Below are 26003 nucleotides of genomic sequence, written 5' to 3'. Positions count from 1 at the left end.
CAGAGCTCCATTACTATCGCTAGACCGATATTTTCAGGTGTTTTCGGATCAAGATGTGGACAGCCAGCTTACGTTGGAGGAAATAACTCTTCGATTAAAGTTGATATCCCAAGAAGCTGTTGTTCAAGAAGCCATATCATTAGCCTCTCCGTCCCTAATGCAGTTTTTACATTACTTGAATGATGGTCATGCTTTGGATGATAAAGGAGAGCTACAAAAGTATGAGAAGACGCTGAATAGCTTTTATCGTTATTTTATTCGGATGACTACCCGAACGACTCCATTTGGGTTATTTTCAGGAGTGGGGCAGGGGATTTGCGGGAAGACTACCGATCTGGATATTGGTAGCTATCCTAAGCATCTGAAGAGAGCTAGACCCGACATGGAATGGATATATAAACTGATTCAAAAAATAGAAGCTGATCCGGCCATATTTAATCAACTAAAGGTTTTCCTAAACAAAACGGTTATGATCAAAGGAAATCGAGCCAAATTACCATTCCGACCTAAGCATGGAGCAGCAGAAGCTGATGATTCGGCAGAAATTTTTAATTCCATTCGGCTTACTGACGTTGTTCGAATGACGTTTGAAGCTGCGGAACATCCAATTCGGGTGATGGAACTGAAAGAAATACTATTAAAGGCATTCCCTGACGCTACTTTGGAAATCATAGCTGATTATTTGCAGCAACTAGTAGAGCAAGAGTTTATTTTGAGCGAGCTTAGACCTCCGTTAATGGATCATTCACCCTTTCATTACATATTCGAAAAAATTAAAAAACTGGACATTTCCGATCCTTGGATTCACATTTTACACGAAATTGATACTTTATTACTTCAATATAATCAATGCACGATTGGAGAAGGAGAGAAGGTCTACCGGAAATTATGTGACAAAATGCTGGATATCATTTCTGTAAAAACACCTGTACAAGTTGATGTTCTTTTGGATAAAGAAGTAACGCTGCCGAAACATGTGCTTGATGAGGTTTCATTAGGGGCTGAAGTCATGTGCAAATTGTATGCATCCCCCAAAACGGATGAATTGGCTGAATATTTGAATCGTTTCTTGGAAAAGTACGGTGTGTATCAGGAGGTTCCTATTCATGAACTGTTTGATGAGGATTGGGGTCTGGGTATACCGGAAATGTATCGTTCAAATGAAAAAAAATCAATGGGCATGGAGGCATTTAAACGCAACGCTGTTCTCTTTCAATGGGTTTCGAATGTCATTTCTAATCATGAAATAGAACTCGCCCTTACAGATGAACAGTTAGAGCAACTGATGATTTCTGATAACTACGACACTTCCCCAGAATCAATGGAGATCTATTACAGTATATTTGCTGATTCTCCTGAAAAAGTTGATTCTGGAGACTATTCGCTTTTACTTGGAGCCAGTGCTGGCTCGAATAGAGCGGGTAAAACCTTTGGACGTTTTCTGGATATGTTTAGTGAGGAGTTTGTACAAAAATTCTCCGAAATATATGATCATCACCGATGCTTTCATCCCGATGCGTTATTGTCAGAGATGGTTTTTATGCCGGAACAGGGGAAAATATCAAATATCTCATTAAGCAAAAATTTAATGGCATATGAGATTGTGTCGGGAACCACCTCTTCTAAAGATGAGGACCATACGCTCTGTATTGATGATTTAGTGGTGGGTGCTACTCATGATCGTTTTTATGTCAAGTCCAGACGTTTGGGTAAGGAAATAATCCCCTTGCAAACACACATGCTGAATTACAAACTTTCACCACATATATTCAGATTTCTAACGGATATTACCAATAAAGAGATTGGTACGTGGTCTTATTTTGACTGGGGGCCATTAGAGCAGTCCCCTTTTTTGCCAAGACTAGTATATAAAAAGATCATTATTAGTGCTGCGCAGTGGAAACTGAGCAAAGCTTCATTGAATATTTCAGAATCATGCGAGTCCAAAGAAGGAGAAGAACTTTTCCATGTGTGGAGACAACAATGGAATGTACCGCGCTATGTTTATCTAACGATGGGGGATAATCGCCTTTTATTAGACCTATGTAACCTCTTCCATATCAAAGAATTGCTACATGAGGTGAGCAAGACACGTGAAGGACAGGAACTTCTTCTTACCGAGTGTTTGGGTAATCCCTTCCATACCCCAGTACAGGGGACGGCAGGAAGATATATGGGAGAATTTGTGTTTCCACTAAAGAAGAAAAAAATAAAGGTGAAACCGAGTATCCCTAGTTCACAAAACCATATTGTTTCTCAAAACTTCATTACTCATACTCCTTCCAGCATTCATAGAGGCATATTTCCAGGAGGGGAGTGGCTATACCTTAAATTGTACGGAGTCAAGGAAAGAGAGACTGACCTGGTAGGCTTAAGCCTAGGGCATCTCTTAAAACAGCCGGGGTTTAAGGATTGGAGTCGAAAATTTTACTTTTTGCGATACGTTGATCCTGAACATCATATCCGTTTACGTTTTCAGGGAGAGCCCGATAAGCTATGGACAGCTGGTTTGGCGCAATTAAATCAGTGGGCAGCCGAGTTACGTGAAGAGGGGCTAATAACGAATATGGTCATAGATACATACCATCCTGAATTGGAGAGGTATGGAGGACAGACACTTATGGAGCTGGCAGAACAGGTTTTTGACGTGGATAGTCAATGGGTCATCGCCTATATGAAGGGAATTCGCTCTAATGCTTTCAATCTGGACATAGAGATTGCGGCTGTGATTAACATTATTCATTATCTGAGTGGTTTTGGTTTAACGATTCAGGAGCAAGTGAAATGGCTAGAAGAGAGAATTGATTGCAAGCCTCATATGAAGGCGTTCAGGGATGTCAAAAAAACATTGATTACCGCTGTAGAATCGAATTATGAATGGATTGGACAAGCAGATACGAACACACAGGTTGCTTTCTTAGCGCTTGTAGAAAAAAGACAGACTATGATTCAGCAGTATGCTCAAGCGATAATCCTGGCTAAAAATAATCACGAACTTACCAATCCTTCTGATGATATTTTAGGCAGCATCATTCATATGCATTTGAATCGTCTGCTTGGTGTAAATAGGGAGCGAGAAATAAAATGTATGGCTTTAGCTAAGCATACAGTAGCTAACCTGTTGCATAGGAAAGGGGTAAGCTATGTCACAGTCTAATGGACAAACCAATGACCTGATCTCTTTGTCCTATAAAAATATATTTCGTACCTTTTTATTTTGGCCTCGTATATTCAGGCTGCTTTGGGACACACATCCTTCCTTTTTGATTGCTATACTCATTACGAATTTATTGAAGGGTGCAATTCCTGCTGTGATCCTTTTAACCACGAGAGAATTAATCAACAGTGTCGTGGCCGGAGCGTCAGGGGGCAGCTTTCAACCTGTTTTTATAGCTTTTGGCGTCTTGATCGGTGTCAATTTGCTGTACGATCTGATCAATATTGGCGAAAGCTTTTTTCGTAAAATGTTTCAAAGCCGGCTATCGAACCAGGTAAATATCAGAATTATTGAAAAAGCACAAAAGATGTCTTTGCAGTCGTTTGAGGATGCAGATGTGCAAAATATGCTCCAACGTGCTCAGGGAGAGGCAGATTTTAGGCCGTTTGAAATATTTACTCAAATCCTTGCCATTATTAGCAGTGTTGTAACCTTATTTTCGACGGGTGCGATTCTCATCGCATGGAGATGGTGGGCATTCTTATTCATTTTTCTCATTCCATGCTTATCATTTTATTCTTTTTTACGTATCGGGCAAAGAGAATTTAATGTTCACTTTCAAAGAGCAGGAAGACAACGTGAATCCTGGTACTTGTCGTTTTTAGTGACAAGAGATAATAGTTTTAAAGAAGTGAAAATATTTCAACTGGGAGACTATTTGCGAAAAAGATATAAAACGATACTCGAAGGGTTTTATCGCGAGGATAAAGTGCTAGCGGTTCGTAGATCCTATACCTCTCTTGTATTTCAGATTGTAAATCAGGGTGCGTGTGCATTTATTATTTTCATGGCCATACAAGCCACTTATGTTGGTCAAATTTTAGTGGGGAACTTGGTGAGCTTAATTCAGGGTATCACGTTAACCCAGTCAACATCGCAGAGCATTGTACAAGGGATTTTAAGCTTGTGTCAAAATAATTTGTATATCAAGCAGCTATTTGACTTTTTGGATATGCCGGAAGAGGCAAAAATACAAAAAACGGTTCAGCAATTGCCTTTGTCCACTATTCACAGTATTGAATTTCGGAATGTATCGTTTAGATATCCGAACACAGAGGAGAATGCCATTTCTAATGTTAGCTTCAAGCTTCATCAAGGAGAGAAGCTAGCCATTGTAGGGAGAAATGGATCGGGTAAATCAACGATTGTGAAGTTACTGACTCATTTGTATTCCGATTTTGAAGGAGAAATCTTAATTAATGGACACTCAATACATGAATTGGATAAAGACAGTTTTAGAGAAAAGATAGGCGTTGTTTTTCAGGATTTTGTACATTATGAGATGGCTGTTAGAGATAATATTGGCTTTGGTAATGTGGCTTCGAGAGAAAATGATGAGGCCATTTGGACAGCTATAGATAAGGCGGGGATTACAGATTTGATAGTCGGCCTGCCTGATAAAATGAATACCTTGCTTGGAAAATGGTTTGAAGATGGACAGCAGCTATCTGGAGGACAGTGGCAGCGTATTGCAATAGCCAGGGCCTTTATGAGAAATGCGGATATATATGTCTTGGATGAACCGAGCTCTTTTTTGGATCCACACGCGGAGAAAGAGGTTTTTCAAAAGTTTGATCAGCTTATTCATGAGAAAATTGGAGTGTTTATTTCACACAGATTGTCCTCCGCACGTATGGCGGATACCATTATTTTAATGGAGGAGGGCAAAATTGTGGAAGCAGGTAGTCATGAACACTTAATGGATATAGACGGAGTGTATGCAGAAATGTTTAGGCTGCAAGCCTCCTCGTATCTTTCACAACGAGAACGTGGTTTTGAGGAAGGAGATCTGTCGCCCTCGTTAGTAAGGACGACAGGTGGAGCCTAAGAAAGGACAGATGCCCTCCTATTGTAGGAGGGTAATTTTTTTCTTCACCACAAAAGTCGAATTACAGCCATACTCACAATACCGACAACGACGGTAGCCAGCAGGTTTTTGCTCCACAAGGCGGTCACTAGCGTAGGAAGAACAGCCATAAGCACTTGCCCATTAAGAGTGACTGAGGTTTCGGTTCGAACGAGCAGATTTTCCATCACGAGGGCCGTGAATATGCAGATGGGAATATAGGAAAGCCATTGTAGCACTGGCTTGGGTAGCGCCAGCCTTTGCAGCACGACAAAGGGAATGATCCTTGGAATCGCCGTGACAATCATGGCACCGATAATGATATACAGGACATTGGGATTAATGTTCATTTGTCGGTTAACACTCCAATCGTTGCGGTGATCATGGTCGCTATAATGACGGCGATATGTGATGGCACCCACCAGGCCAAAAGGTACATCAGAACAGCCATACATAGCACAAGCAGCAGACGATGCTTGAGTTTGGAGGTCTGGACACTTTGGAGCTGGGAAATGAGCAGGGCAAGAAACATCGCTGGCAAGGCAAAGTCCAGACCAAAAGCCTCCGGCCGGGAAATCCAGTTCCCGAGAACCCCTCCCGCTACACAGGATGCAATCCAGGCGAGATAAGCTGTAATATTAAGCCCGTTCATCCAGCGGTCACTGACCTGCCCGCCTTTAGCCAATTTATCCGACGCTACTCCAAAGGATTCGTCCGTCAAAAGAACACCGATGCCTATGTTTTTCCACAATGAATATTTAGAAAAGTAAGGAGCCAGCGACGCACTTAACAGCAGATGACGAGCATTCACAATGAAAGTCGTTAAAATAATGACGGATGGAGGACTGGCTGCAGCCAGCATCGAGCACATGATAAACTGGGAGGCTCCTGCGTATACAAGCGCCGACATGAAGGCAATTTCCATGGTGCTAACCCCTGATGAAGCGCCCACAATGCCTGCCGCGAACCCAATACATACATAACCGAGCAATGTAGGAATACAATCTTTAACCCCTTGTAAAAAGCTGAGTGAATCGTGCTTCGTTCCGCTCAACTCCGAAGCTATGGACATTTTAACCTTACCCCCAGTGTATAAATTTTATAATAGTATATAACGTAAGTTGTAAAGTATCAATATATTATACGTTTGTATGTTATGTTGAATAGTTCCTGCAGGAGAATTGCTCTTAAAAAGCTGTTTTACTGTTGACAACCCAATGAAGGCTATGTACTTACCAAAAAGGTTCGGTCGTGTTCCGGTTCCAGACGATTTGGCAGCAGCCAGTCATCCAAAAGTGGTGTTCAAATGTGCTCCCGATGAGCTCTTCGAAATGGAAAATGAGCAAGAACTGATGATGAATCAAAGCAGCTCGGATGTGTTCATACAAGGGCTGTTTTGACTGAATGGGGAACTCGTAAAAAAAGGGCGTCCCAGTCAGTTCATGACTTATGGGACAACCCTAAGGTGGTGATTTATATAAGCTCCTGCCGCTTTTTCAGATATCCGTAGAGAATAATTCCCGAGATCGCGCAGATGGCTGCGCATAGACCGATAACTCCATATCCCGCCTGAAGTCCGCGCAGTATGCCAAGCTCAGTGGTTGCGCCGTAGACTATCTTGACCCCTTCGATTACCCAGCCGATCACATAGTTGCCAATGACACTACCTATGCCCATCAGCGTGACGACGAACGTAATAGCTGTATCACTGTCCTTCGGATATCTCCTTGCTATGAACGCCATCACGGTCGGATAGATCATTGCAATACCTGCACCCGATACGGCAAAGAGAAACGCCAGTCTCTCTCCACCCGCGATTGCTGCGAACGTACATATCGCTGAGAAGGCGGAGAATAGAATCGTCGAAAGCACGAACCCCATCCGGTCTGTGAGTGGACCAAGCAACAGGCGCCCCAACGAGAAGGTAAGAAAGAACGCTGAGAGCATGCTGGACGCCTTCACCGTGTTCCATGAATACGCTTTCTCTAAAAAGTTGACCAGCCAGCCCCCAACTGCGAGCTCAGAGACTACTCCAAACGACAGGATCATTACCATCATCCAGAGTGCTGGATCGCGGGTTAGCGTCTTGAGTGAGGTTCGATCCTCATGCTGCAAATCGTCTCCCGGGAAGGTGCTGAGCAGTGCGGCCACAATCGGCAGCAAGCAGAGCGACAACATAGCCAGATACATCCCCCGCCAGTCCAGCATATGTCCAAATACCGTCAGTGACATGACTCCCGTCGCCAGCAAAGGGGCGACTGTTGAGCTGAGCCCATAGAAAAAGTGGGACAAATTCATCATCGTGCCGGTATTTTTCACAAAAATCCTCGCCCCCAAAATTGCGAGCGCAATCTCCAGCATGCCGTTCCCGATATACATCAAGAAGTAGGACGAGGCGAAGAACGGATACGTGTGCGACAGATAGATGAACACTCCCGAGATGATCATGGAAGCAAAGGAAATGATGCTGACCGCCTTGATTCCCCACTTACGGACAAGGACAGCGGTGAACGAGCAGGCAATCAAATAACCAAGTGCGTTTAGAGACAACAATGTTCCGAGCTGCTGTTCATCCAGATTGAAGTCGAATTGGATGCGTGGAATGGCAGGGCCTTTAATATTTTCCGAGATGCCAAATACAATAAAGCCAATAAAAATTGTCGCCAGCTGCATCGTATACATGTGGCGGGACTTGCGGGTTTGCAGATTCAAATTTAGTCCCTCCTAGATAGCCAAACTTGATTTTCTCACCTGTTGGGTGTTCAGGGACGGAAAAGTCATAGGATAGCAGCCCTCCTTCAGGATATTACAATAGTTTTGAAAAAAGTTTTAATAAGTGAAAAGTTTAAGGACATTTATATTCAATGTCAAATGTTTTTATTGCATGTTGAAGTAAGCGAGGAACCTGACCATATTACAATTACAGTAAATTGTAGCATGTCTACTTCCCGTTTAAGCTTTGTATTACCTTGATCGGCTACACTTAATTTACTGTGGATAATAAGTCATGCATCCAAAATTGCAAAAGATAAATGATATTTTACGATACAGTCTATATATAGCGAACACACAGTCTTTTGTGTATTCTTCTTATATAGACTTTTGGATACAAGGAGGCATCGTCCGTGGATTCAATGCAGCATATTATTGGCTCTAATTTGGCTCAAATCAGGAAGACTAGAGGATTAAGTTTGGATAAGGTGGCTGAACTGACAGGGGTCAGCAAAGGGATGCTGGCTCAGATTGAGAAGGGGAAATCCAATCCTACGGTAACAACCCTTTGGAAAATTGCGAACGGTTTGCATGTATCCTTCTCCACCTTTCTCAAAGAAGATCCGCCGCAAATCACGAAGATTCGGAGGGAAGACCTGCATCCGGTTATTGATGAGGACGGTAACTATTTTGTTTACCCTGTATTCCCGTATCACGCTGAAAAGAAGTTTGAGGTGTTCACGGTAAGTCTGAAGCCAGGTTTTACACACCAGGCAGAGAAGCATTTGGGGGAGGAAACGATTCTCATGATCCGTGGGGAAATGTACTTTGAAATGCAGGGGCAACAGCTCAAGCTGAGTGCAGGGGATGCCGTGCAATTTCAAGTATCTGACATACATACCTACCGGAATGATTCGGATGAGGATGCCGATTTTTATGTATTGATTTATTATGCGGATTAGTGGGATGATTAGCATAGTCTAAAACAGGCTTCCACATCATGATTTTGCAAAATCCTGAGATATAAAAAGAGAGCAACGAGGAAAAGAGAGGAAAGAATCCATGGAAAGCAAGTACATCCGAGAAACCTACTGCTTCAAGACGTCCCGAGTATTTCCCAACGATATCAACAATCATAACACGCTCTTCGGCGGCCGATTAATGTCGTATATCGACGATATCGCATCTATTGCAGCTGCTAAGCTGTGTCGTACGAACACAGTTACAGCCTCTACGGATTCGGTGGATTTTTTGCTACCTATCCATCCGAGTGATTCTGTCACTCTAGAAGCGTTCGTAACCTGGACAGGCCGTAGCTCGATGGAGGTGTTCGTAAAGGTAATTCGTGAAGGACTGATGACTGGTGACCGAAAAATCGCAGCCACCGCCTTTCTGACCTTTGTGGCATTGGACGAGAACAACCGTAAGGTGACTGTCCCGCAGGTGATTCCAGAAACAGAAGAGCAGTTACAATTGCACCAGACGGCTCCATCACGCGCAGCCATACGGCGTCAGCGGAGGGAAGAAAGCAAACAGTTGGCTAGTTTTTTGACAACAGATTATCCGTGGGAATTGTAACGTACTAGAGATTATCAATTTCATCGTTTTACGTAAAAAGGAGCCGTCTTTTCCGTTAGCAGTCACCATGTCTGCTCGGAATACGGCTCCTTTTGAAAATAACTTGAGCTATTCTACTTTAACTACACGGAAATGCTGATTCGTCCCACCATTATCGCCCCATTGAATGGCTTTGGCTCCATCGGCGGTGGCGCCTTCAGAAATATCGATCAGCTTGCCGGTTGCCCGATTTTTCAGCTTGTAATAACCACCGGTTACGGATACTAATTGCCAATGCTGACTGGACCAGCCTCCGTCACTCCACTGCTCAATAACTGTACCGTCTGTTGTGGTACCGCTTTCAACACCAATTAGCTTTCCGCTGTTGCGGTTCACAATTTTATAATATCCGCTGCCTGCATCCTTGAGCTGCCATTGCTGGTTTGCAGCTCCGGAATTTGCACGCTGCTCCAGGTCTGCGCCGTCCGTCGTTGCATTGCCAATAATGCTTAGTGGCTTATTGCTCTTGCGATTCACTAGCTGATAATAGGCATCCGGATCAATGGCAATTGGCGTTGTTATCCCCTCGACCACACCACTGGCGGTGTCAATATTAATGCTGTCGAACCAATCCATGGCTAATGAAGTCGCTGTTGGAAAACGCAGTGGCAGCCATACATATTGAGAATCCTGCACAGGACCGCTCCACGCACCCGCCCAACGGTCGCCCAAATACAGGTATGAAGTTGTCTGGGCACCTTCAACAGGAATCACGTAAGCCGACTGTGAACCATATGTCGTACCGTCCCCGAAGTTTATCGTATTACTCCAGGTTCCTTCAATGCTGGATGCGGTAGCATACTTGGCTTGATTGGGATTCCAGCCGGTTGCCCCGGATGTAATCAGGAAGTAGACGTCTCCTTTTTTGAACATCGCCGGAGCTTCACGATATTGTCCTGGCCAAAGTGTAGTCACCAGCGATTCAACTTGCAGAAAATCCGGTGTCAGACGATAGATGTTCAGATCCGCGTTTACCCGGGTAGCCGAAATGAGGTAAGCTGTACCGTTATCGTTGTATACGGTCATATCGCGCGAATCGTGATCCAGAGGACGGAAGCTGCCCTGATACGTGTAATCGCCGTCCACGGTATCGGAAGAAGCGACAGCCACTCGGGCCTCGTTGTAATTAACCCCATTCTCCTTATGCATCCATAATACGTATTTACGTGTTTTTTCATTGTAAATCACTTTCGGACGTTCAATATTCGAAACATTCAGCTCTACAGCGGAGCTGCTGGTTAGTACGTTTTTACGAAACTCCCAGTTTTTTAAATCAGAGGAACGGTAGGCGGATACCGCCTTGAACGTGCCGTTGGGATTACGATTTTCACCAAACCAATAATAGTAACCGTCTACTTTAATCATACCACCCCCATGGGCATGGACCACGTTTCCATCTGTATCTTTAAACTGAATGCCATTCACAACATTCGCTGAAGCGGCTGAAGCGATCTTAGGTGAAAACATCTGAAAAATGCTCAACGTCAGCAAAATAGAGAGCATAATACACAGCAAGCGGGCAAAATCATATTTCATTGTTTCGTCCTCCTCTGTATGCGTTATTTTAAAGCGCTTTCATTAATAGGCTCTATGAAGTAGTTTTAATAGAGATGCTTATCCCAATTGTATCCATATTGAATTGAAAGTGCTAGAGTAGTATATTGACCATGTACACGGCACACGCCATCCATATCTAACAGACTTCAATCGAACGGTGAGTGTTACAAACTGGCTGATATTCATTAGATATACAGGAGGCAACCATGAAAATATACGCGATTGATACGAGCAAGCCGGAAGCTGAGGAGCATTACGAATTACTGGTAAATCGGGTTTCGCTGGAAAAGCAGCACAAGTTAGATCGTTTTTTACATCGGGAAGATGCTTTGAGGGGCTTATATGCCGATGTGCTGCTAAGATGGTTGGTCTGCCGGCAATTGAAGGTATCTAATGCTAGTCTTCAATTTACATACAATGCGTTCGGTAAGCCTTCCTTGATAAATGCACCCGCATTCCATTTTAATGTTTCTCACTCGGGAAAATGGGTGGTGTGCGCTATTGATGATCACCCGCTTGGAATCGACATTGAACAGCTCCGTCCTATTGATTTTGAGGTAGGTAGAGTGTGCTTTTCGGACAAAGAGTATGATGCGTTAATGCGTCAGGACGCAGACAACCGATTGTCCTATTTTTACGATCTATGGACGCTTAAAGAAAGCTTTGTGAAGGCCGAGGGGCAGGGACTAACTCTACCGTTGAAGTCTTTTTCATTCGAACTGAAGGCACAACCGTTCATAGGCTTCACGACAGAGGGCTTTACCACCGAGTATTGTCATTTTAAGCAGTATGAGTTGGATCAGGATTATAAAATGGCTGTCTGTGCAGCTCATGACCAATTTGCCCAGCAGGTGCAGCAGATAGATATAAATACACTACGCTTGGAAGTGGCAACACAGGCGTAATATGAAGTGGATATGCGTATAGTTGAAAAAAGGAGATGAGTGGCGTTGACATTCGTTTTGTTCAAGCACGGCCGGTTGCATGGGGATTGGGCTTCCAAAGGAGACTCCATCGTTGTACAGCAGGGTCGGATACAAGCCATCGGATATGCTCGGGAGCTTGAATTGCAGTTGACCGGTAAGGAATATGAAACTGTGGATTGGGAAGACGCCTATGTACTGCCAGGCTTAACCGATTCACATATGCATTTGTCTATGCATGGTATGAAGCTGGCTATGCTGGATTTAACATCAGCTACCTCCAAGGAAGAGATGCTGGCTATGCTGCGCAAACGGGTCGCTGTAACACCGCCGGGAGAGTGGATTTTAGGACTTAACTGGAATGAAAATGCGTTTATTCCTGTTGAAATTCCGGGTATAGCCGAGCTGGATGCCATTACAGATCAGCATCCGGTATATCTCACTCGTACGTGCTTTCATACGTTCTTGGCCAATTCAGAGGCATTTCGGCGTGCGGGTATTAGCGAGGACACCCCTGACCCGGCTTCGGGAGCCTATGGACGAGACGCACATGGACGGTTGAACGGATTGATTTATGAGGAAGCATCCTTTGCCTTTACTAGCGTGCAGCCAGAGCCGGATTATTCGGTTAAGAAGGATACGATTCGGCGGGCTTGCCTGGATGCGCTACGGCTTGGTCTAACTGCTGCGCACACGGAAGATTTACGTTTTTTGGGCAGCGTGGAGACGATGCAGCGAATTTACAGGGAGCTGAGGGAAGAAGGTCTTGCTTTTCGCACACACCAGCTCATCTATCATCCCTTTATGGAAGAAGCGAAAGTGCAAGGGCTGCGTGCAGGTACCGGAAATGAGTGGTTTAAAATCGGTGCGATTAAAATGTTTGCCGATGGCGCTATTGGTGGAAGAACGGCATTATTGTCAGAACCTTATAGTGATGCTCCACATACCCGCGGAATGGCGATTCAACCGCAGCCAGAGCTGAATCAGATGGTGGCAGCTGCCAGGGCCGCAGGCTTTCCAGTGGCTGTACATGCTATAGGGGATGGGGCAGCGCACATGATTTTGACAGCGATGGAGGCCCATGTGCTCACGGAGGAAAGCGGTTTGCCAGATCGCCTGATCCATGGACAGGTGCTTAGGAGGGATTTGGTCAAGAGAATGGCGAAGCTGCCGCTGATTGCGGACATCCAGCCCCGTTTTGTCGCAAGTGACTTCCCTTGGGTACTGGATCGGGTGGGGAAAGAACGGACTGAATATTTATATGCCTGGAAAAAGCTGTTGGAAGCAGGCATTCCATGTGCTGGAGGTAGTGACGCGCCGATTGAGCCGTTAAACCCTTTTCTTGGTATTCATGCGGCAGTGACTCGCGCCAAGCCGGAAGAAATGCATGAGGGCTATCTTCCCGCTGAAAAGCTGGATGTACATGAAGCCATTCGTCTGTTTACCACGGGAAGCGCAGTAGCAGCCGGAGAAGCTGATGAAAGAGGGGCGATAGCTGAAGGGAAAGCCGCTGACTTTACAGTCATTGACCGTGATGTATCGGAAAGCCCGCAAGCTTTACTTGACGTGAGGGTACGAATGACAGTTGTAAACGGGAAAGTAGCATATCGGTCATAGGCTGGTGATAAGTTGTATGCCAAAAGCCTTCAACTTCACTTTTCACGTGAGGTTGAAGGCTTTGTATTTTATAAACCACGCTGTATAAATCGGTCTGCGTTTTTTACACTGGACCATAGATCAGAGCTGGCTCCGCCCGGATACCAGTAGGCGAAGCCAGCAAACCCAGCATCCTGCCCCAAGCGATACTTACGAGTGAAGGATCGTCCTTCCTCAAGCCACAGCTTATGAAGCTGTGTGTCTTTGTAAGACACGGTATACTGCTGAATATCCTCATTCCAGATTGGTTTGGAGACGGAACGGGATACTAGCTGGTTTTGCTGATCTAGTGATATATCAGAGGAAGCGATTGAATGTCCGCTAGCATTAAGAGTCCAGTTCCGTGTAAATAATGGCAACGCCAAGATCGCTTTTTCCGGATAGGTGGTTTGTACGAAACGCCGCACGCTTTCACGGAGCCATGGCAATGAGGACACAGAGCCGGGGATCGAGCTACCTCCCCAATGCTCGTCATATCCCATCAGGATCAGATAGTCTGCCGCAGCGCCAAGCTGTTTATAATCAAAGGCGGCAGTCCAGTCCGTTCCGTAATCAGGAGATACACAAATCGCCAGTACCGTATTCTGACTCTTCAACTTAGCTTTTAATTGTTGGACGAACAATGTTAAATTGGCACGATCCTGACCATCTACATTTTCAAAATCAATGACAAGTCCGTTCAAACCGTATACAGATACGGCATTGGCAAGCTGAGTTATAGTTTTATTCCGTAGAACCTCACTGGATAGAATTTGGTGCGTCAGCACCAGATTGGAACGGTTGCCTACCATAGCCCAGATATTTTTATGATGCTGTTTGGCCCAGGTAAGCAGCGACGCATTGGTATAGTCGCTTATACTACCTGTTTCATTTAGAAAAAACCAACGTGGTGACAGGGTGTTGATGTTGGATTGGAGCACCGTATTTTCAAACTGCTGAACGGTTTGATCATATTGCCAGCCTAGTCGGATGGAAGAAGCGGTGGAAGCAGTTTGGTTAGCATGCTTTGTTGAATACGTTAGCAGACGCTCCAGCAATGCCGCTGTTTCTTCGCGGGTTAGAGAGGATGCTGGACGAAAATAGTTACTTTCACCTTTCATAAAGCCGTAACGATTTACGGTGGTTACCGCATCAAGAGCCCAATCTGCAATTTCCCCAGTATCTGTGAAGGAGGAAGTAGCATTTCCTGATCCGCCCGAAGAACGGATGAGACGTGCGATCATCAAGGCCGCTTCTTGACGGGTTATAGGACTATTAGGTTGGAATGTGGCAGACGTTCCCCCCTGAACGATATTGAGTTGAGAAGCCGCTTCAATCCATCCATAGTACCACGTCTTTTGGGCAACATCTCGGTAGGAGGAAACGGCTGCTTGTACAGGCTCCAGACCGAGTGTACGGTCCAGTGCGGTAACCCATTCGGCTCTGGTAACAGCCTTTTTAGGAGAGAAGTAACCAGGTTGTGTACCGTTCAAAATTCCTTTAGCGTGCAGGGAAATAATAGACTGATAGGCATAGCTGTGTGCAATATCTTGGAACGTAGCGCCGGATGATGCTGCTGCTGGAGCAGCTAAGTATGAAGTGAATGTTGTGAATATTGTGATGGCTGCAGTTGCTGAAAGGGTGAGCCTGGTTAACCAACGTGATCGTTTGGAACTCATACCAAATAACCTTCTTTTTTATGATAGATTGTAGATTCATATATCGTTACTCGACGAATAATACTATCAAAAAGAGGAAAGTTATTCATTGCTAAATTGCTGGAAAAACACCAAAAAACCCGCTACCTATGCGGCAACGGGTTTGATATTGGATAAACTATGCTTTTTTGGCATACATAATACCGATAGTCTGTGGACCACAATGACTGGAAATGACACAGCCTGCTGTAGTTAGCAGTACCTCTTGTGCGTTCGTTTCTTCTTTCAAGCGAGCTTGCAGCATCAGCGCATCTTCCTCGGCCAAAGCGTGCACGACAATAATGATATCGTTATCCATCTGATCTCGTTGATTCAGAGCGTTTTGCAGCATCTGATCCAGTGCTTTTTCACGTTTGCCGCGGACTTTGTAGGCAGGCGTCATTTTTCCGTCAATCACTTTGATCACCGGACGAATTTTGAGCAGACTGCCAATCAGGTTTTGCATGCCTGAGCATCTTCCGCCTTTATACAGGTATTCAAGTGTATCAATGACAAATTCCGTGTCTATTAACGGCCTGGTTTTTGTCAACATGTCTACAATCTGCTCTATCGTATTGCCGTTGGTTGCCGCACGAGCAGCTTTCATCACAAGCAGGCCAAAGCCGCACGACAAATTCAAGGAATCAAAAACCGTAATGCGACCTTCCGGAAATTCGGAGGCAGCGAGTAGCGCATTCTGGTACGTCGATGATAGCTCGGAAGACAGACTGATATATAAAATGTCGTCCCCTTGTTCTATGTAGGGCGCAAAGGCTTGAATAAAATCCGACGGAGAAGGTGCGGCGGTACGCGGTAAATGTCCCTCGCGGCTTACACGTTGAAATAATTGTTCTGGGTGAATGTTTACACCATCCTGCAATGCCTCATCACCAAATACTGTATACAATGGCACAATACTAATTTCGTACTGTTGACGCCAGTGAGCAGGAATATCACTGGTACTGTCGGCAAAAATTTTAATTTTGTTCATACATTGAATCCTCTCTGTGTGATGCAGAAAAATTATAAAGATTGCACGGAGGAAGGATAGATATCCGCTGTGCTATTCGGAACGGAAAGACCGATGGCAAGAAGTGCAATAAAGCCCACAATAATAAGTGCATTAATGATTAAGCCTGTAATAGCAAAGGTTTTCTTACGGTTTTTTAACGCAATTCCAATGATACCGACCACAAGTCCGCTACAATTCAGCAACAGGCTGCCTAAAAAAATAAAAGGAAGCAGTACCGTTCCGGTTTGCTGCAGAGCGACTTCCGGGTTCATCGTTTGGTATTGGCCGAAATGAGCCAGCAGATTAATAACCATAATAGCCAGAATAATATATCCGATCAGGCTGACAAGCGACATAATAAAAGAAGCAATTCCGGGACCGGAATGTTTGAGCTTGACCGGAGGCTGGAACACAGGAGTTTCTGAAAAAACAGGGTGCTCCTCAGGCGCAGCAGGCTTTTGCAAATTAGGATCTTGGTAACTCATTTTTTCAACTCCTTGAACATAGTCCGAACAGGTACTAATTTTCCACAAAATAAACAAAAAAGCAAGCCACCCTACACATTACCCTTCAAAAGACAGGGTCTAATCATCCAATTCTGTATGCGGTCTGTTCACACACGCTGGCTGGTAAACTTCATACGGTTTCGATAAAATAAGAAGAACATTCGGTTAAAAGGATGAGATGAAAAGGAGTACACAAACATGCAACGAAAATGGATATTTGTGGGATCTATAATGATGATGTTGGCGGTAGCCATTGGAGCGTTCGGGGCACATATTGTGAAACCCCGGATCGACGCGGATGCTTTGGCCGTGTATGAAACAGGTGTGAAATATCATATGATTCACGCTGTCGGTTTGCTGATCATTGCGTTGGCTGCTGGACAGTGGGGTTCTTCCAACCGTTTGAGATGGGCAGCGCGTCTGTTATTAACGGGTATCATTTTGTTTTCCGGCAGCTTGTATGTGCTAAGTTTGACCGGAATCCGTGTGCTGGGGGCTATCACCCCCTTAGGAGGCGTGTGTTTTATTGCAGGATGGATATTGCTGGCATGGGCTGCCATGGGCCTGAAGAAAGAGGATTAGAGTTCTTTTCGGATAATGCAAAAAAAAGAGAACGGGCAAGAAAAACGTTATGTTTTTCCTGCCCGTTCTCTTTTTTTTTTGCTTCGTTTTTTTATGAAGTATTTACATTTACGATGTGATTTCATCGATCTCATTCATTTTAAAGGAGTACACTTGTTTCTCATCTACATGATACACACTCAGCAGGCTATTATCATGATCCAGATTGAGGATGCGGCAAGGGATGCTACGCTGTCCGCCATAGCGGTTCACGATTAACCGTACAAGCGTATTATCTTGTATATAGCGTTTGATCCATTCATACGTACTAAGTTCTTGTTGTGTTGCAGGCTTTGGCTGTACGTGGGATTGTTTGATCTCTTGAACGACTGGCGGCTTGTTCGTAACTGCGGCTGACTTCTTTTTGGAGAACTTTTCCGCAAGCGTAGCAGCTGCGTCAGACGGGTTATTACTGGCTGACTGTTTTTTTAGATACAGTGCAGCTTCGATTAAATTCCCAAGTTCAATACCGGATTGAATCCGGCTATCCGCAATGTGTTCGTTTTGGCTCAAGAGATTAAGCAGGAACTGAAGGGCCTCTACGTTCGAACGGCCTTTAACTAACACATCTACATTAAATAAATAACTGGTTTCGTCTTGATTTGATTCCTTTTTCATACATCCTCCAGCCCAAGCCATGGGTAATTAGTCTTTTATAGTACCTATCAATATATCATTAAAACGTAATCTATCATAGTGCCTAAGGCCCTGTTGTTGGATATTAACAAAAATAAAATCTATATAAAGCCCTATGTGTAAAATTTTAATGGAGTACACCGGAATTGTACATTTTTGCATGTGTACACGAATGAGGTCAGTATGTGAGCACTAGATATAGATAAGCAAAGCCAGAGTTACATATACAGAGAATAAAGGAGGTAGGGGGTGAAATCAAGTAGTTTAAATTTTAAACATGTTACGGTGGAAAAATATAACGAAGCAGTATCATCCATCCAGAAGAAAAGTAAAATCCCCCTTAACGAAAGGGGGGATGGGGCATATCAAAAACATGATATATTATAGTAATCGCAATTAAAGTAAATTTTATTTGCGATCAAAAGGGGATTCGTTGTGGTCGAATAAGGTAGTCATGTTCGACTGCCCAACTCACAAGACCACTCCAGAAATCTTCACAGGCTGAAATGATCTTCGCTGGTTCAGCTAAATCTCCGGACATCACCAACTTAACTACATGATCAAATCCTTCTGGACGACTCGGCAGTTCCAGGGCCTCCGGTAGAACCATTGAACCCGTTGAGAAAAGCTTCTGATTGTGCAACCCAACTAACATAGCCCCATATTGGGCAAACTGCATTACCAAGTACGGCAAGTAGGTATGAGGGCCATTTACACGGACATTTCTAAGCTTTCCTATAAACTCGTACATTTCACCTACAAGCACTTCGTTGATGGCATGCCTGAAATCTTCCTTTGTTGGGGATTCGGCCGCTTCCTTTAATATAGAAAAAAAGTTTTTAGGATCATACAGACGAAGTGGGGAAAAGAAGGGTTCATGTGTCAATGGCCAATCGCCCTCAACAGTAGAGGCAATTTTAAGAAGAATGTCTGAACTACAGACGTTCACCTCAGCTTTCCAGGGCCCCGCCGACCATTCATGGCTAAATTCTACGGGGCCGTTTGGTTCACTTAGTACACAAAACATTTCAATGTCCGAGAAAGGGCCGTCAGTACCTTTGGCAACAGATCCATAGATCCCTATAGCCAGAATTTTGTCTCTGTATACTTCATGTAACCTCGCAGCTATTTCGTGGCAAGTCTGAAGTCTCTCACTTCGAGAAATGTTGACAGGTCCATTCATGTCCATTAGTGATCTCCCTCTATTTCCTACGGTCTAAGTGACTTGTCCAATTTACGGATTTGCCATTCAGCGAGGGTTTAATTTCACTTGTGAGCCCTTGCCGCCCGTCTGGATTCCAGTTTCCTTCACTCCGGCTTCCTTCAGATCGACCAGTAGCCGCTCTAGTACCGCTTTAGCAACAGGTGCTTCTTTTGCTCCAGAAGCTTTAACGACCAACTGCACCGGTTTGCCGGAACGCAGATGTTTGTCTGCCTGACGCAGCTTCGTGTCGTAATCATGCTCCTCAATATGAGCAGTGAAGCGAAGCTCCTTGACCTTTTCTTTGCCGCTGTTTTTTGCGGTTCGGCCGACATTCGTTTTGCTTGCTGCGGCTTCTTTTTGCGCAATCGCTTTTCCTTTGCCCTTTGCGACCAAGCTACAGGGCGGTGGACTGCTCATCAGTGAGGTGCAGACCAGGTCCACCCCTTTGGATCGGGCCATAGCCAAGGCTTCTGACTTCGAGACAACGCCGAGCTTCTCCCCTGCGAGTCCAGTGAGTACCACTTCGTCAGCTTTAATTTGCTCGTTGATTAATACTGCCACGTAAATGTAGCCTCCCTTAAACAATGATAAAGCTATCATATACGGAACCCGTTTGCGATTCAATTTTAGATCTATCCGTATTGACAAAAGTCACTAAGCCCTATACTCTTTTACTGATAATGATTATCATTTTCCAATGCAATATACATACAGGGGTGATTGAGAGAAATGAAAAAGATGTTGAATAGCCTATTGTTATTTGTAGTATTTACTATTGTATTGGCGGGCTGCGGTGCAGCTGGGGATAGCTCGAAGACGGAAGGTACTGCTGGGTCTGAGCAGACATCTACTACGGCTGGTCCGGTTACGGTTAAGGACGACCACGGGGAAGTCAAGCTGGACAAGCCAGCGGAACGTGTCGTTGTACTCGAATGGACGTTTACCGAGGACCTCATTGCACTTGGCGTACAGCCTGTCGGCAATGCGGACAATGAAAACTACAAGCTGTGGGTAACACCGGAGGCAAAGCTGGCTGATACCGTAACTGATATCGGCACACGGGGCGAACCGAATCTAGAAGCGATTGCGGCGCTCAAGCCAGATCTTATTATCTCTAACGCCGATAACAATGCAGCGATCTATGCACAGCTTAAGGGGATTGCACCGACGATAGAATTCGATCCTTACAAGGGGAACGGCTATGATTACGACCGTATGGTCGAAATTTTCAAGCAAGTCGCTGTGGCTTCCGGAAAAACGGAACAGGCTGATAAGGTCCTAAGCGAACTTGACCAGCACTATATAGATGCAAAGGCTACATTGGAGAAGGCAGGCAAAGCAGACTTTCACTATGCGCTGACACAAGCCTTTACAGCTCAAAATGCTGCCAGTCTGCGAATGTTCAAAGAAAATTCGGTTGTAGTGGGAACGCTTGCGAAAATCGGCATGGTGAACGACTGGAAGTCGGACAAGACTGAGAAATATGGGTTTAGCACCGTTGGCATTGAAGCTCTTCCAGCTGTGCAGGACAGCAATTTTATCTATATTACGCAAAAGACGGACGATGTATTTGGAGCCGCGATGAAGAACAACTCGGTATGGAACGGACTGAACTTTGTCAAAGAAAAACGGACCTACCCACTGGACGGTACAACATGGACGTTCGGCGGCCCAATCTCATCTAAAGTGCTGGTTGATCAAGTAGTCGGAGCTCTGACGAAATGACCCGAACAGGCACAACGGGTTTATCGAAGACTTGGCGTGTAGGAAGCATTTTTGGGGGCGGATTGATCGTCCTCATCGTGCTTTTTTTTGTAAGCTTGTGTTATGGAGAGGCTTCAATCCCGCTGCATACAGTAATTGAGGCGTTGACCCAGCGTCAGAATACGCTCGATCATAACATGGTGTGGGATCTCCGAATGCCGCGTACGGTCATTGGAATCCTAGCAGGTGGTGCGCTGGCCATCGCCGGTGCTCTGCTCCAGGCCATCACCAAAAATCCGCTGGCGGCTTCTGATACACTAGGAATTAACGCCGGTGCCTACTTTGTGGTCGTCCTTGGCGCGGTGATGTTTCCCGGATTGCTGCATCAGGCGCCGTTTCTATTTGCCGCTGTCGGCGGCCTGCTTGCAGCGGTGCTGGCTTACTTCATGGGCGGGGGACGATCTGGAAGTCCAATTCGGTTGGCGCTTGCCGGTTTGATTGTATCCATGGTTCTCGGTTCGTTTACCGGAGCTTTGCATATCTTTTATTCATTTGAAACGCAGGGACTGTTTCTCTGGGGTTCTGGCTCGCTTGTGCAAAACGACTGGAGCGGGACGACTTACGCCTGGCCCTGGGTCGTAGGACTCTCGATCATTGCCGTTCTGCTGTCAAGGCAGTTTGATGTTCTGGATCTGGATGAGTCCACATCCACGTCGCTCGGACAAAAGGTTAGCTTGACCCGGGCGGTGGGAATTGTATTGGCTGTACTGCTGTCGACCATTACAGTCAGCGTCATTGGACCCATTGGTTTTGTGGGTCTGGTAGCTCCGCATTTGGTTCGCTTAAGCGGTCTAAAAATGCATCGTTGGGTGCTGCCTGGTTCCTTCCTGTGGGGGGCATTACTGTTGACTGGCGCTGACGTGCTGGCGAAAATGGTCCACCAATCAAGCATGGATTTGCCGACCGGAGCAATGATGGCCTTGATTGGGGCTCCTTGGTTAATTTGGCTGATTCTGTGGAAAATGAAGCTGCCTTCTGGTATTAGCGGGCAGTCTTCAATGAACATAGGTGTGCGCTCTCGGAAATTACCGTATGGCAGGCTGGTCATGTTGCTTGGGTGCGGTGCCGTGCTGTTGACCGTATTCAGCCTGATGTTTGGAGGAATGCGAATTCCGGTCGGCGATTTGCTGTCCGGCCTGTTCGGCGGTGAGAACACAAATTCGGCCTTGCTGCAGTTTAGAATTCCGCGCACGCTGGTGGCAGCCGGGGCTGGTATCGCACTTGCGGTCAGCGGTGTCTTGATCCAATTAGCCGTTCGTAATCCCTTAGCGGATGCCTCGATCATTGGTGTTTCTTCAGGGGCTGGTTTCGGCGCGCTTGCAGTAATTATCGTTTGGCCTGGGCTGCCTGTTTATATGCTGCCCATCGCGGCGATTGCCGGAGCGACGGTTTCGGCGGCGGTGATCTTCTTTTTATCATGGAACAAGCACCTAAACCCGTCTGTGGTCATCCTACTTGGGATTGCCGTATCAGCGATCGGAGCAGCTGGCATTCAGATACTGATTATCCAAGGTTCGCTTTGGGGCAGCACAGGCTATATTTGGCTGACGGGTAGTACCTACGCTCGAAACTGGGGGCAGGTGGCGACGATTCTGGCTTTTCTGCTCGTGTTGTTGCCAATAGCCTGGTGGCTAGCTCGCCGCTTCGATCTTTTGGTATTTGACGATAGCAGCGCCATGGGACTGGGACTTCCGGTGCGCCGCACCCGGCTGCTGGCCATGACAGTGGGTGTGCTGCTGGCGGGCGGAGCGGTGGCCTGTGTGGGTACAGTTGGCTTCATCGGGCTGATTGCCCCGCATATCGTGCGTACGTTGATTGGGCACCATGTACGCCGCTCCATTGTTCTGTCGAGCATCTTGGGAGCGGTAATGCTGGTGCTGGCTGATACGATTGGCCGGACAGTGCTTGCGCCGACCGAAATTCCTTCTGGATTGCTGATCGCACTGATCGGTGCACCGTATTTCCTGTACTTGATGTATCGCTCCAATAAGAGTAAGTCAGTGTAGTTGAATATGTACACAAACAGGCTGTTTCCCAGCGGATTTCTGTGGGGAAGCAGCCTTTATTATTAATTCTCCTACGTAGTCATTGGGCTTTATATTTACAAATCTAATAAAATAGATATAATATTTTATATGGAACCGTCATTGATTTATAAAGCATTGTCAAACGAAACTCGTCGTCTAATTATGCTGTGGTTAAAAAAACCAGAAGAGTTTTTTGATGAACAGGCTTATCTAAAGCAAGGGCTTAATTTTCAAATTGGTGTATGTGTGGGAGATATTCAGGCTAAAGCGGGACTTGCGCAGTCTGTGATTTCAAGTTATTTATTAACGATGCAAAAATCCGGTTTGTTAGAGTCTGAGCGTATTGGGAAGTGGACGTACTATCGTCGGAATGAAAAAACAATCCGGGAATTTGCCGAGTACGTTCAAAAGGAACTATAAACAGAAAGGAGGTTTTTTTTTACATAACATATCTACAAATCTATATATATAATTAAATTGGAGGCTTATACTTAAAATGAAAAAGGTTAACCCGTTACTTATTATCATTCTGGCTTTAGGCGTATTCGGCATTATTACAACGGAAATGGGGATTATAGGTGTTCTCCCCCAAGTAACTCAAAAATTCAATGTATCAGCTGCCCAGGCTGGTTGCCTCGTCAGTATTTTTTCTTTAGTTGTTGCCATTTCAGGTCCGTTCTTGACCTTACTCGTTTCCGGCATGAATCGTAAAGTCATTCTATTAACCGCTGTATTCAGTTTTGTCATTTCCAATATTGTCTATGCCTATACCACTCATTTTGAGGTCATGCTCATTTTTCGTGTTCTTCCTGCTATTTTTCATCCTGTCTTTTTTTCGGTCGCTCTCGTGACTGCATCTCATCTTGTCCCCCCTGAAAAGAGTAGTAAAGCGGTCACCAAGGTTTTCGCTGGAATTACAGTAGGATTTGCGTTTGGCGTGCCTTTGACTTCCTATCTTGCTGATAAGATATCGTTAGAAGCTGCTTTCTTATTTGGTGCTGTCGTAAGCATGATTGCATTTGTAGGAATACTCGTATGGCTTCCTTCCCTGCCAGTTCAGGAAAAGATGTCTTATGGCAAACAGCTTGGTATATTACGTAAACCTCAATTGTGGTTCAACATTGTGACTGTTATTTTTATCTTTGCAGCTATGTTTTCGGTGTATAGCTACTTTGCCGAATATCTTGGAGAAGTAACTCTTATGAACGGGTCATGGATCAGTATGATGTTGATGGTCTTTGGAATCGTCATGATTTTTGGAAACTTTTTATTTGGAGGATTATTACATAAAAATCTGACTAAGACCGTCATCATGTTCCCATTGCTATATATGGTCATTTACGTATTCACTTATGCTCTGGGGGCATCTTTCCTACCGATGATTGTGGTTGTGCTCATTTGGGGGGCCGTGCATTCCGGGGGGCTAATTATTAGTCAAACATGGTTAACCACTGAAGCGAAAGAAGCTCCAGAGTTTGGTAATAGCCTGTTTGTCTCATTTTCTAATCTAGGTATTACGATGGGAGCTGCTATAGGCGGCTGGTTTATCTCTCACTTGGGAATACACCAGCTCATCTGGAGCGGAATGATGTTTGCGCTGCTAGCGTTTTTATCTATGATTATAAAAATAAAATTGTTCAATTCGAATGCAACGGAAGCCAGCGTGCGTTAAAATATGGATAGACATTAGAAGAGTACTCTACATTATGTATTGGGAGGAATAGATGAATATTCGAATGTATCATGATCTGGAGGCTTAATTGGAAGAGGAAATTTGGGCTCTTGGTGAGGAAGCAGCTCATATACTCCCATTAGATAGCAACTTAGCTGAGGAAAAAGCACAGAGGGCCTGGGATCTAATACCCGAACCTAAGCATACATGAGGCATTACAGGTGTAACCCTACATCAATACGTTCAAATTCTTAATTATAACGGGCATACTCAGCGATCAGTAGAGCTTTTAAATGGGGAGATTATAGATTTGGAAGGTTCAGGGTACCGGATTATACATGCTGAACCTTATATCCAGATGGCGGAAACACTTCTTCATCAGAGCAAGCTTGTATTAGCTCATGAATATCTCCAGAAGGCATACTCGATTGGGAGTGCAAGAGCATTTCGGGACCAGCCCAAGCTTTATCTCAAAATGGCGAAAAGTAAAGCACTGGATGAACAGGATATACTACTTCAATTTGCAGCGTTAGATGTGAATGCCAAACTTCTAAGCGATTTAAAGGATAATCAATAACCAATGAAATGGCCTCATACAGTCTGAGATAAAATGCTGATCTGGATACGACGGAAAATGGGTTTCAATATTATTTATGGGGAGGACCAATGCATTGAAATTAAAAGAAGTGCTCTTAGGCACCCACAGTTTCGAAGCGATAAAAGCTTTTTACGGCTCTCTCTTGGATTTGCAGGTTGTGGAGGAGAACCCTTCGCGGTTGTCTTTTCAAGTAGGGGAATCGGTTCTTGCTTTTCAGGAATCTTCTCACATGGAAAATGAATTTTATCATATTGCGGTTACGATTCCAACGAATAAATTCATAGAAGCAAAACAGTGGATAATCGACCGTGGGATTTCATTGATTTCAAGACCCCAAGAAGATGAGTTTTTTTTCGAAAACTGGAATGCAACAGCGCTTTACTTCTATGATCCGGATCATAACCTTGTCGAGTTCATTGCTCACCATACACTCAACAACGCAGTCACTGAAGCTTTCGGGCCCCACTCTCTACTTCGTATAAGCGAGATCGGTCTTCCTGTCGATGATGTCTCCGAAGTATCAAGGATAATCACCGAAACGTTCCAACTTGATTCATGGGGAGGGGCTGGACAGAAATTCGCGCCGCTAGGGGATGTAGAAGGATCATTTATAGTCATAGACAAGCAACGGCCTTGGTTCCCTGATGATAGGCTTCCGGCCGTATTTAACACCAGAGTCTTGTTCGAAGCTCCATGCTCTGCCAGTCTTTCGCTTCACAATGGTTTGTATGAATTGAGATCAAACTGATTTAGGGCTTC

Annotated in this window: 24 protein-coding genes; 14 read left to right on the top strand and 10 right to left on the bottom strand. The window is 45.0% G+C overall.

What is annotated here, in order from left to right; genetic code table 11:
• Positions 1 to 37: 37 nt before the first annotated feature.
• Both MKX59_RS20070 and MKX59_RS20065 read left to right on the top strand, forming a co-directional pair.
• The gene (locus tag MKX59_RS20070; protein ID WP_340859007.1) at positions 38 to 3157 is read left to right on the top strand and encodes a lantibiotic dehydratase; all 3120 of its coding nucleotides are present in this window, start codon (positions 38 to 40) and stop codon (positions 3155 to 3157) included.
• A gap of 106 nt (positions 3158 to 3263) precedes the next feature.
• On the top strand, positions 3264 to 5045 hold the full coding sequence (locus MKX59_RS20065) for an ABC transporter ATP-binding protein (RefSeq protein WP_340858798.1): 1782 nt from the start codon (positions 3264 to 3266) through the stop codon (positions 5043 to 5045).
• A gap of 44 nt (positions 5046 to 5089) precedes the next feature.
• On the opposite strand, the gene MKX59_RS20060 is transcribed toward MKX59_RS20065, so the two are convergent.
• Entirely contained in the window at positions 5090 to 5413 is a 324-nt protein-coding gene (locus MKX59_RS20060) for an AzlD domain-containing protein (RefSeq protein ID WP_023987839.1), read from the bottom strand.
• Entirely contained in the window at positions 5410 to 6135 is a 726-nt protein-coding gene (locus tag MKX59_RS20055; protein WP_023987840.1) for an AzlC family ABC transporter permease, read from the bottom strand. The genes MKX59_RS20060 and MKX59_RS20055 overlap by 4 nt, the downstream gene beginning before the upstream one ends.
• A 154-nt stretch (positions 6136 to 6289) precedes the next feature.
• Here MKX59_RS20055 and MKX59_RS20050 point away from each other — a divergent pair, with 154 nt between their 5' ends.
• Positions 6290 to 6463: a hypothetical protein gene (locus tag MKX59_RS20050; protein WP_160790889.1), complete on the top strand. Its 174-nt coding sequence runs from the start codon at positions 6290 to 6292 to the stop codon at positions 6461 to 6463.
• Positions 6464 to 6536: 73 nt separating this feature from the next.
• On the opposite strand, the gene MKX59_RS20045 is transcribed toward MKX59_RS20050, so the two are convergent.
• Complete coding sequence (locus MKX59_RS20045; protein WP_075153979.1) at positions 6537 to 7775, bottom strand: MFS transporter; 1239 nt, start codon at positions 7773 to 7775, stop codon at positions 6537 to 6539.
• A 413-nt stretch (positions 7776 to 8188) separates the two neighbouring features.
• Here MKX59_RS20045 and MKX59_RS20040 point away from each other — a divergent pair, with 413 nt between their 5' ends.
• Both MKX59_RS20040 and MKX59_RS20035 read left to right on the top strand, forming a co-directional pair.
• Positions 8189 to 8737 carry a helix-turn-helix domain-containing protein gene (locus MKX59_RS20040; RefSeq protein WP_023987843.1) on the top strand — a complete coding sequence of 183 codons (549 nt, stop codon included), beginning with the start codon at positions 8189 to 8191 and terminating at the stop codon, positions 8735 to 8737.
• A 100-nt stretch (positions 8738 to 8837) separates the two neighbouring features.
• The gene (locus MKX59_RS20035; protein WP_013309488.1) at positions 8838 to 9353 is read left to right on the top strand and encodes an acyl-CoA thioesterase; all 516 of its coding nucleotides are present in this window, start codon (positions 8838 to 8840) and stop codon (positions 9351 to 9353) included.
• Between the two features lie 108 nt (positions 9354 to 9461).
• Here MKX59_RS20035 and MKX59_RS20030 read toward each other — a convergent pair whose 3' ends face one another.
• Entirely contained in the window at positions 9462 to 10928 is a 1467-nt protein-coding gene (locus MKX59_RS20030; protein WP_025723966.1) for an RICIN domain-containing protein, read from the bottom strand.
• Between the two features lie 227 nt (positions 10929 to 11155).
• On the opposite strand from MKX59_RS20030, the gene MKX59_RS20025 reads away from it, so the two are divergent.
• Both MKX59_RS20025 and MKX59_RS20020 read left to right on the top strand, forming a co-directional pair.
• Positions 11156 to 11854 (top strand): 4'-phosphopantetheinyl transferase family protein, encoded by a 699-nt coding sequence (locus MKX59_RS20025; protein WP_028542930.1) that lies wholly within the window; start codon positions 11156 to 11158, stop codon positions 11852 to 11854.
• A gap of 45 nt (positions 11855 to 11899) precedes the next feature.
• The gene (locus MKX59_RS20020; RefSeq protein WP_028542929.1) at positions 11900 to 13489 is read left to right on the top strand and encodes an amidohydrolase; all 1590 of its coding nucleotides are present in this window, start codon (positions 11900 to 11902) and stop codon (positions 13487 to 13489) included.
• Between the two features lie 68 nt (positions 13490 to 13557).
• Here the strand turns inward: MKX59_RS20020 and MKX59_RS20015 are convergent, their stop codons facing one another.
• The 3 genes from MKX59_RS20015 to MKX59_RS20005 all read right to left on the bottom strand — a co-directional run bounded on the left by MKX59_RS20015 (position 13558) and on the right by MKX59_RS20005 (position 16701).
• Positions 13558 to 15186 (bottom strand): S-layer homology domain-containing protein, encoded by a 1629-nt coding sequence (locus tag MKX59_RS20015; protein ID WP_028542928.1) that lies wholly within the window; start codon positions 15184 to 15186, stop codon positions 13558 to 13560.
• A 157-nt stretch (positions 15187 to 15343) separates the two neighbouring features.
• Positions 15344 to 16195, bottom strand: a complete 852-nt coding sequence (locus MKX59_RS20010) for a DegV family protein (RefSeq protein WP_068940141.1) — start codon at positions 16193 to 16195, stop codon at positions 15344 to 15346.
• Between the two features lie 32 nt (positions 16196 to 16227).
• Complete coding sequence (locus MKX59_RS20005; protein ID WP_053325059.1) at positions 16228 to 16701, bottom strand: hypothetical protein; 474 nt, start codon at positions 16699 to 16701, stop codon at positions 16228 to 16230.
• A gap of 219 nt (positions 16702 to 16920) precedes the next feature.
• Between MKX59_RS20005 and MKX59_RS20000 the strand changes: the two genes are divergently transcribed.
• Positions 16921 to 17304, top strand: coding sequence for a DUF423 domain-containing protein (locus tag MKX59_RS20000; RefSeq protein ID WP_028542927.1), 384 nt, complete (start codon positions 16921 to 16923; stop codon positions 17302 to 17304).
• A 108-nt stretch (positions 17305 to 17412) separates the two neighbouring features.
• Here MKX59_RS20000 and MKX59_RS19995 read toward each other — a convergent pair whose 3' ends face one another.
• The 3 genes from MKX59_RS19995 to infC all read right to left on the bottom strand — a co-directional run bounded on the left by MKX59_RS19995 (position 17413) and on the right by infC (position 19744).
• Positions 17413 to 17961, bottom strand: a complete 549-nt coding sequence (locus tag MKX59_RS19995; RefSeq protein WP_023987852.1) for a hypothetical protein — start codon at positions 17959 to 17961, stop codon at positions 17413 to 17415.
• Positions 17962 to 18397: 436 nt separating this feature from the next.
• On the bottom strand, positions 18398 to 19168 hold the full coding sequence (locus tag MKX59_RS19990) for an ANT(4')-I family aminoglycoside nucleotidyltransferase (RefSeq protein WP_023987854.1): 771 nt from the start codon (positions 19166 to 19168) through the stop codon (positions 18398 to 18400).
• Positions 19169 to 19228: 60 nt separating this feature from the next.
• Positions 19229 to 19744: a translation initiation factor IF-3 gene (infC, locus tag MKX59_RS19985; RefSeq protein ID WP_053325060.1), complete on the bottom strand. Its 516-nt coding sequence runs from the start codon at positions 19742 to 19744 to the stop codon at positions 19229 to 19231.
• Between the two features lie 168 nt (positions 19745 to 19912).
• Between infC and MKX59_RS19980 the strand changes: the two genes are divergently transcribed.
• The 6 genes from MKX59_RS19980 to MKX59_RS19955 all read left to right on the top strand — a co-directional run bounded on the left by MKX59_RS19980 (position 19913) and on the right by MKX59_RS19955 (position 25992).
• Complete coding sequence (locus MKX59_RS19980) at positions 19913 to 20908, top strand: ABC transporter substrate-binding protein (RefSeq protein ID WP_071558968.1); 996 nt, start codon at positions 19913 to 19915, stop codon at positions 20906 to 20908.
• A complete protein-coding gene (locus MKX59_RS19975) occupies positions 20905 to 22953 on the top strand; it encodes an iron ABC transporter permease (protein ID WP_071558967.1) in 2049 nt (682 codons plus the stop codon). Before MKX59_RS19980 ends, MKX59_RS19975 begins: the two co-directional genes overlap by 4 nt.
• Positions 22954 to 23082: 129 nt before the next feature.
• Entirely contained in the window at positions 23083 to 23394 is a 312-nt protein-coding gene (locus tag MKX59_RS19970) for an ArsR/SmtB family transcription factor (protein WP_023987858.1), read from the top strand.
• 76 nt (positions 23395 to 23470) lie between these two features.
• On the top strand, positions 23471 to 24646 hold the full coding sequence (locus tag MKX59_RS19965) for an MFS transporter (protein ID WP_076264326.1): 1176 nt from the start codon (positions 23471 to 23473) through the stop codon (positions 24644 to 24646).
• 310 nt (positions 24647 to 24956) lie between these two features.
• Positions 24957 to 25223, top strand: coding sequence for a hypothetical protein (locus MKX59_RS19960; RefSeq protein WP_233903853.1), 267 nt, complete (start codon positions 24957 to 24959; stop codon positions 25221 to 25223).
• Between the two features lie 94 nt (positions 25224 to 25317).
• Positions 25318 to 25992, top strand: coding sequence for a VOC family protein (locus MKX59_RS19955; protein ID WP_053325064.1), 675 nt, complete (start codon positions 25318 to 25320; stop codon positions 25990 to 25992).
• Positions 25993 to 26003 lie beyond the last annotated feature (11 nt).

The sequence above is a fragment of the Paenibacillus sp. FSL R7-0340 genome (assembly GCF_038002205.1).
Taxonomy (GTDB): domain Bacteria; phylum Bacillota; class Bacilli; order Paenibacillales; family Paenibacillaceae; genus Paenibacillus; species Paenibacillus polymyxa_B.
The sequence above is the reverse complement of the archived record's forward strand: the minus strand, read 5'-3'. Positions and strand labels throughout refer to the sequence as shown.

Excerpts from the sequence above, each read along its gene's own strand:
- MKX59_RS20050 (WP_160790889.1), top strand. The coding sequence starts at position 6,290 with ATGTACTTACCAAAAAGGTTCGGTCGTGTTCCGGTTCCAGACGATTTG.
- MKX59_RS19970 (WP_023987858.1), top strand. The coding sequence starts at position 23,083 with ATGGAACCGTCATTGATTTATAAAGCATTGTCAAACGAAACTCGTCGT.
- MKX59_RS20005 (WP_053325059.1), bottom strand. The coding sequence starts at position 16,701 with ATGAGTTACCAAGATCCTAATTTGCAAAAGCCTGCTGCGCCTGAGGAG.
- MKX59_RS20010 (WP_068940141.1), bottom strand. The coding sequence starts at position 16,195 with ATGAACAAAATTAAAATTTTTGCCGACAGTACCAGTGATATTCCTGCT.
- MKX59_RS20030 (WP_025723966.1), bottom strand. The coding sequence starts at position 10,928 with ATGAAATATGATTTTGCCCGCTTGCTGTGTATTATGCTCTCTATTTTG.
- MKX59_RS20025 (WP_028542930.1), top strand. The coding sequence starts at position 11,156 with ATGAAAATATACGCGATTGATACGAGCAAGCCGGAAGCTGAGGAGCAT.
- MKX59_RS20035 (WP_013309488.1), top strand. The coding sequence starts at position 8,838 with ATGGAAAGCAAGTACATCCGAGAAACCTACTGCTTCAAGACGTCCCGA.
- MKX59_RS19995 (WP_023987852.1), bottom strand. The coding sequence starts at position 17,961 with ATGAAAAAGGAATCAAATCAAGACGAAACCAGTTATTTATTTAATGTA.
- MKX59_RS20000 (WP_028542927.1), top strand. The coding sequence starts at position 16,921 with ATGCAACGAAAATGGATATTTGTGGGATCTATAATGATGATGTTGGCG.
- MKX59_RS19980 (WP_071558968.1), top strand. The coding sequence starts at position 19,913 with ATGAAAAAGATGTTGAATAGCCTATTGTTATTTGTAGTATTTACTATT.
- MKX59_RS19965 (WP_076264326.1), top strand. The coding sequence starts at position 23,471 with ATGAAAAAGGTTAACCCGTTACTTATTATCATTCTGGCTTTAGGCGTA.
- MKX59_RS19990 (WP_023987854.1), bottom strand. The coding sequence starts at position 19,168 with ATGGACATGAATGGACCTGTCAACATTTCTCGAAGTGAGAGACTTCAG.
- MKX59_RS20060 (WP_023987839.1), bottom strand. The coding sequence starts at position 5,413 with ATGAACATTAATCCCAATGTCCTGTATATCATTATCGGTGCCATGATT.
- MKX59_RS20015 (WP_028542928.1), bottom strand. The coding sequence starts at position 15,186 with ATGAGTTCCAAACGATCACGTTGGTTAACCAGGCTCACCCTTTCAGCA.
- MKX59_RS20055 (WP_023987840.1), bottom strand. The coding sequence starts at position 6,135 with ATGTCCATAGCTTCGGAGTTGAGCGGAACGAAGCACGATTCACTCAGC.
- MKX59_RS19975 (WP_071558967.1), top strand. The coding sequence starts at position 20,905 with ATGACCCGAACAGGCACAACGGGTTTATCGAAGACTTGGCGTGTAGGA.